Here is a 6,791-nt window from a genome sequence, read left to right as displayed (position 1 = left end):
ACGTGATAGACGTCGAGCACCTGCCGGATGTAGTCGTTCTTCAGCACGATCTTCTTGTGCGAAATCAGCAGCGCATCGCCTGCGCGGCGCAACGTGACGAACATCGTGCCGAAGAAGTGATCGGTTACGCGGTAGCGGTGGTTCAGCGTGTGAAAGTTGTAGCGCACGTCCACTTCGTCATCGCGCTCGGCCAGCACCTCGACGTTCGTCACGTTGTGGCTCGTGCGCGGCTCGGGCGTCGACGCGCCGCTGCGCTCGGTCTTGATCCGGAACACGCGATCCTCGAGGCCGCCGCGATCCGCGTAGTACATCAGCGAGATCTGGCTGTGCGGATCGTCGGTCAACCGGTCCTCGTCGTCCCACGCAGGCATCCAGTATGTGACGTCCTCCGCGTAGCAGGTCAGCCACTCGTCCCACTCGCGTTCGTCGAGCAGGCGCGCTTCGCGATACAGCGTCGCGCAAATGGTCCGATAATCGATGTTCATGCCGCCACCTCCCCGCGTTCCTTCTTCAGCGCATCGCGCATCACGTGCACCCAGTGTTCGTGCTGGCACACGAACAGCCCTTCGTCCTCGCTGCGCTCGCCCGAAATGCGCGGGTTCAGTCCCATTTTCCTCGCGTTGTCGTCCGGCCCGTCGACCCACAGCGGTGCGCCGCGCGACAGGTCGTTCCACATCGCCGTGATGCCCGCATAGCCAGCCTGGCACGCGCGGAATTCCTCAAGGTCGTCGGCCGTGCCCATCCCAGTCACGTTGAAGAAGTCCTCGTACTGGCGGATCCGAGTCGCGCGGTCCGCTTCGCTCTCACCCTTCGGCGCGAAGCAGAAAATGGTGACTTCGGTCTTGTCGACGCCGAGCGGACGCACTACGCGGATCTGCGTGCTGAACTGGTCCATCAGGAACACGTTCGGGTACACGCACAGGTTGCGCGTCTGGTTCACGATGAAATCGGCCTGCACTTCGCCGACGCGTGCCTTGATCTCGTCGCGGTGCTGGTACACCGGGCGCACTTCCGGGTTCATCGTCTTGGTCCACAGCAGGATGTGGCCGTTGTCGAATCCGTACACGCCCGCGACCGACTTGCTCCAGCTGTTCGCATCGACCGCCTTGGTTCCGGCTTCCTTCCGGCGGCCCATCGTGGCCGCGTAGTTCCAGTGCACGGTGCTGACGTGATAGCCGTCGCAACCGTTCTCCATCTGCATCTTCCAGTTGCCTTCGTAAATGTAGGAGGAGTTGCCGCGCAGCACTTCGAGCCCGTTCGGCGCCTGGGCGACGATCTGGTCGATGATGACGCGCGTCTCGCCGAGGTAGTCCTCGAGCGGCAGCACGTCGGCGCTGAGGCTGCCGAACAGGAAGCCGCGATAGTTCGCGAAGCGCGCAACCTTCTTCAGGTCGTGCGACCCGTGGGTGTTGAACTGCACCGGATACTCGGTGGTCTTCTCGTCCTTCACCTTCAGCAGCTTGCCGGTGTTCGAGAAGGTCCAGCCGTGGAACGGGCACGTGAAGCTGCCCTTGTTGCCGTGCTTGCGCCGGCACAGCATCGCACCCTTGTGCGCGCAGGCATTGATCACCGCGTGCAGCTCGCCGGTCTTGTCGCGCGTGATCACGATCGGCTGGCGGCCGATCCACGTCGTGTAGTAATCGTTGTTGTTCGGGATCTGGCTCTCGTGGGCCAAGTACACCCAGTTGTTCTCGAAGATATGCTTCATCTCCAGTTCGAACAAATCGGCGTTAGTGAAGATATCGCGGCGGCAACGAAAAACACCGGCCTGCCTGTCATCTTGCACTGCGGTCGACAGCAGATGATCCAATTCGTTAGCTCTGTCAATAATGATGGACATGTTTGCTCTCCAGAACGCGAATCTGATCGTGCACAGAGTTCGCGCATCTATGTCGAATGACTCCACATTTCCCCGATTGGCGGCAGTGCTAGCGCACCGCTGCCATACCGGGCAGTTACGCCGTGGCCGAAGCGCGCCGGCGATGGACAATCTGGTTATCAACGCCCTGAACCAGCGGGGTCAGCACGAAGTTGAACTCGATGTCCTGATATGTGTCGGCCTTCAGGCCCAACGCCGTACCACCGGTCATGTCCGCAACATGAGGAATCAGTTCCTCGCGTGTGGCGTACGCGAAGTCGTCCCAGATAAGCGGATCGCCTTCGATGTTGAACTGGGTCGTCAGCTTGCGGTGATTGCGACTGGTGACAAAGAAGTGCACATGCGCAGGACGATTGCCATGGCGGGCAAGTTCATTCAACAGCTGCTGCGTCGCACCGAGTGGCGGGCAGCCGTAACCAACCGGCATCAGCGTGCGGAATTCGTACCTGCCGTCGGCACCAGTCCTGACCGCGCCGCGCAAGTTAAATTCGCTTTGAGCGCCCGTCGGATCGAAATGCGAGTAAAAGCCCTTCGAATTGGCATGCCAGCATTCGACGACCGCCCCGGCAACGGGCTCTCCATCTGGTCCGGTGACAGTACCGCGGATGACAAGCGGGCCTGAATCCGCATCAGGATTGATGTCGATCCTGGATACACCATCGCGCAGCGGCGCCCCAGCCACATAAAGAGGTCCCTCAATGGTTCGCGGTGTACCGTCGTTAATGCCGATAGCCTTATCCTCGGCGTCCATGCGGATGTCGAGGTACTTTTCGAGTCCCAAGCCGGCAGCAAGAAGCGCAGCTTCTCCGTCCTGGCCGAGCTTGTTCAGGTAGTTCACGCCGGCCCAAACTTCGTCGGGCGTAATATCGAGATCAGCGATGGCCTTGAAAAGATCACCCAGCAGGCGATGAACTATCTCCTTGGCGCGAAGATTGCCGCTCGTGGCTTCAATATTGGCCGCGGCTTTCAGAAGGTCCCGTACTTCTTTCGTGTCGAATACTTTGGAATTCATAGCTACCATCTCCAGTTCTCAATCCTCAGAATAATTGACTGAAGTCACGCCCACCTACTCGGAATCATGTTCCTGAAAACTTCTGGAGAATCTCGAACGAATTCTTCTATTCATTCAATCGATCTCAAATCGTGGCGCAAACTGCAAGAGTGAAGTTCGTTTAGTCTATTTATACGCCCCACCCAGTCACAGCGTCCAATACTTTGGATAACAGACTTCTATATCAGCCAGGTATCGCGCGTACGCCATTGGCGTAATATCGCTCAGACTGCCCGAACGAATGAAACGTACACCCCCTAATGGAACAACTCAGTCGGCGACGCGCGGCAAGCTCCCGAAATACGTGGCGATGTTGACGATGTCGCGGTCTGACAGCGGTTTTGCCATCGCATTCATCGTCGGGTTCTGGCGCGTTTGCCCGTCGCGGTACGCGTGCAGCGCAGCCTCCAGATAGTCAGAATTCTGACCCGCGAGATCCGGCACACCAGGAATCCTCGCGATTCCGTTTGTGTTATGACAGGCGAAGCAGACCGCGGCGCGGCGCGCACCGGCACCTACATCGGGAACCGTGTCGATCGCCTGCGCGTGGGCAGCGTTATTAATAATCAGCAGCGTGAGACCAGCAAAAAGAGTCGATTTCATGTGAACGATTTCTGAAGCATTTACCGCAGATCAAATGAAGCTGTTGCGATACGAGATCGCAATCCCGTAGGCGAGGAACACGGCTATCCAGAGCCCAAGCACCGCCAGCGCTCCAGTACCAAGGCGCCCGACCGGGCGCTCGGCGGTGTAGCAGTTCTGGACCCTGCCCGCACGGTACAGCAGCATCAGATAGAAACCGCCGACAAACCCACCGATTCCCGTGAGCGTTGTAAAGAATAGGAACGTTGACGGCCAGTCGAAGTGGACAGGGTAGCTATGCACGTCATAGCCGAATGGTCGCAGGTAGGCAATGCGAATGACTTCCCGCCACAGCGAGAGAATTGCAAGCAACGCAACGCTCGCGACAGCCGGCAGGTAGCCATGCGTTTCCGGCGCGAACCGATGCATCCACCACGCCATCACGACCAGGCCAGCGACGAGCAACCAGCCAACCGGGTGCTGCGTGAGCCCGCTCGCGTGCGGCAAATCGGCTTGCCATGCGAGTGATGTCACGACAGACAGCGTAAATCCCCATCGAGCGATACGCTGCCCGAGTCCACACACGAATGAGAGATATCCCGGTTCACGATCGGCGCGACCGGCGAAGTATTGCGCGTAGACGAGCAGGAACACGCCGACACCCGGCACAGACAAGCCCATGATGAACAAGTAGCGCGCCCATTCAATCGCGTGTAGCGCCGCTCCGCGCGTATCAACAGCGCCGCCCTGCGCGTACCACTGAATCCACTGCTGCGGCAGAAGTTCCTGATAGGACAGTGCGTGCATGATGAGACCGTCTAGGCAGAACAGCGCGAGCGCACTCCATGCGTAAAGGCCGATACGCGCCTTAGAACCCGAGTGATTGCCGTGGTAGAAGGCGAACCAGCAGCAATAGCCGACGATTAGCGTAAAGATGAATGCAATCGCCCAGCGCCCAGACAGCACGTTCGACGTGTACCACTGCGGGTCGTAGATCACTTGCGTAAATAGCAAGGGGCCGACGCCGAGCACTATCAGTAGCGACACTGCGACCTTCGCAACCTTGGTCAACGCGAACGACAGCCGCTCCCAGTACGGGCCCACGCCACGCCGGTGAAACGCGACAATAGCGAGCCCAGCGCTGCCGAGCGCTAGATGCACGAATGCGATATGCAGGACCCAGGTAATCACCATCAGCACCTGAAACACGATCGGCTGGGCGGGCAGTCCAGCTGGATCGCGCATCGTGTTCATCACAGTTCCGATATCCATGGCCTTACTTCCTTGTCGATGCGGGTACGATCGACGCTTGTTGCTGTGCAATCATTCGGTTCACGTTTTTTCCGGCGTTCACCGTCGCGAGGTAGCTGGAGATTGCGCGGATCTCGTCGTCGGGCAAATCGATGCGTGGCATGTATGGCTGTGTGCCATGCTTGAGCGGGCCCTTCATGAAGGCGGCGATCATGTCCGCGTCGGGCGCATAGTGAAACTTGCCGGGCAGGTTTCGCAGCGGCCCGCCCGGCTCTAACGAGTGGCAATTCGCACAGGCCATCTTTGCCAGCAGCCGGCCTACCTCGAGTTCGTTCGCATCCGTCACGGCGCGCAGCCGGTCTGGCACGAATGGGTTCAGCTTCAGCAGACCGTATGCGGCGATCGTGTCGACCTCGGACTCGATCCCCTTTGCCGGCACGTCACGCGCGATAACCTGGTTGCCGTAAATGTACTGGCCGGCGACGTAAGGCTTACGCATCGATTCGCGCATCCGCTCCTCCGGCCAGACTCCAAACACCGCGATAAAGAGGAACATCGCCACCGCTAGCGATGTGGAGACCTGCTGCGGGCGCCACCACGCGAAGAGCAGCCACAGCGTCGCGACGACGAACACGCAAACCATCTCCTTGCCGTAGACTGGAAGAAGATTCGCGTTGAGCATAACAATCGCGTTATTCGGCAGCGTACGCAGGTAGTACAGGAACATCAGCACCGCGACGAGACCTCCGACGAGCCCAAGGGGGGCTAGCAAGCGCACGACGTCTCGGCGCTGGTCAAGGTCACTCACTCGGCTTGCTATTAGCAGGCCGACGACCGCGGCCATCACCAGCATCGCGCCGGTGCGCGTGCCGAGTTGGGCGAAGAAATTGACATTGAAGAATGCATCGCTCGTCGAGCCGGTCTGGTACCAGCGATCGCTTCCAGGCCACATCATGAACGACAAGATTCCAACAATCAGAAGCATCGTCGCCCACGACGCGAGCGCGAACGACCAGGTGAGCTTCAGGTGGGTCTTTGGATCGACCTTGCCGATCAGGTAGACGAGCGCGTATACGCCAATCACCTCGACAGTGAAGTAGACCCATTCGCTCGCCCAGACCCACACGAAGTTGTGGATTAGGCCGCTAACACCGCGCGGGCTCGCGACGGTTATCGCATACCAAATACCTGGACCCGTGATCGAGCCGATAATGTACGAGAAAACGAGTAGAAACATCCCGTACTTCTTGATGAATTCCATCAACTGCGGTTTGTTTTCACGATAGGCGCGTGTTTCGAGCAGGGCGAACAGAAACGATGCACCGACCGACGTATGGGACGCAACGACGTGAATCACGCCGATGATGCCCATTACCCAGGCTGTGCCAATGCCTGGAACGTAGAAAGTCGGATACATGCCAAGTACCGCCATACAAATATTCCTTTTCTTATAGACAACTACTAAAATCAACTGGCCGCTAAATCTCTCAGAGTACCGTCATATTTCACCTTCTCGCATCTCATAATTTCCCACGCAATGGTCGGTCTCGATCGAATGACCTCGTTTCAACTCAAATGAGCTTGCGCCAGACTGATAGCGCGTACCGTTCCACGGCTTCTTTCCATCAGCCACGGTTTAAGAACTGCTTGATGTATTCGCGCTCGCGTTGGCCAGGTACGTGCTCACGTGCCGATCCGAGCGTTTCTCAGGTGAGCTGTTGCCGCTGCGCTTCATGTTTCAGGTGACATGAGGCGTATCGTGATATCGACGACATTGTGAATGTCTGCGCGAGCCCCTTCTCGAAATCGAATATCTTGCGGGCGTGCGACAGCGACGTCACCACGCCAATGCGAGCGCCCGTTTGCTGCGGCCCGCGATAGACCACAACACCGCACCGAAAACAGCTGGTAAGCGCATTGGCATGACGTCTGCAACCTGCACCACATTGCTCGCGGAGGTACCGAGGGCACTGTAGTCCAGCGTCCGCGCCAGCAATAGAGCTGGACGCGGAATACGCTTTCGGTGAG

6 protein-coding genes are annotated in these 6,791 nt (G+C 58.5%); all 6 read right to left on the bottom strand.

Annotation, left to right across the window (positions count from 1 at the left end; genetic code table 11):
- On the bottom strand, positions 1-485 hold a 485-nt coding region (benB, locus tag HWX87_RS35565; RefSeq protein WP_176051493.1), incomplete at its 3' end, for a benzoate 1,2-dioxygenase small subunit.
- Positions 482-1,840 (bottom strand): Rieske 2Fe-2S domain-containing protein, encoded by a 1,359-nt coding sequence (locus HWX87_RS35560; RefSeq protein WP_175912432.1) that lies wholly within the window; start codon positions 1,838-1,840, stop codon positions 482-484. The genes HWX87_RS35560 and benB, both read right to left, overlap by 4 nt.
- Positions 1,841-1,955: 115 nt before the next feature.
- Positions 1,956-2,891: a catechol 1,2-dioxygenase gene (gene catA / locus HWX87_RS35555; protein ID WP_175912431.1), complete on the bottom strand. Its 936-nt coding sequence runs from the start codon at positions 2,889-2,891 to the stop codon at positions 1,956-1,958.
- 309 nt (positions 2,892-3,200) lie between these two features.
- Positions 3,201-3,533 (bottom strand): cytochrome c, encoded by a 333-nt coding sequence (locus HWX87_RS35550; RefSeq protein ID WP_175912430.1) that lies wholly within the window; start codon positions 3,531-3,533, stop codon positions 3,201-3,203.
- A gap of 30 nt (positions 3,534-3,563) precedes the next feature.
- Positions 3,564-4,784 (bottom strand): hypothetical protein, encoded by a 1,221-nt coding sequence (locus HWX87_RS35545; protein ID WP_043179565.1) that lies wholly within the window; start codon positions 4,782-4,784, stop codon positions 3,564-3,566.
- A 4-nt stretch (positions 4,785-4,788) separates the two neighbouring features.
- Positions 4,789-6,195, bottom strand: a complete 1,407-nt coding sequence (locus HWX87_RS35540) for a cytochrome c (protein ID WP_175912429.1) — start codon at positions 6,193-6,195, stop codon at positions 4,789-4,791.
- Positions 6,196-6,791 lie beyond the last annotated feature (596 nt).

The sequence above is a fragment of the Burkholderia sp. BCC1644 genome (assembly GCF_902833225.1).
Lineage (GTDB): Bacteria > Pseudomonadota > Gammaproteobacteria > Burkholderiales > Burkholderiaceae > Burkholderia.
The sequence above is the reverse complement of the archived record's forward strand: the minus strand, read 5'-3'. Positions and strand labels throughout refer to the sequence as shown.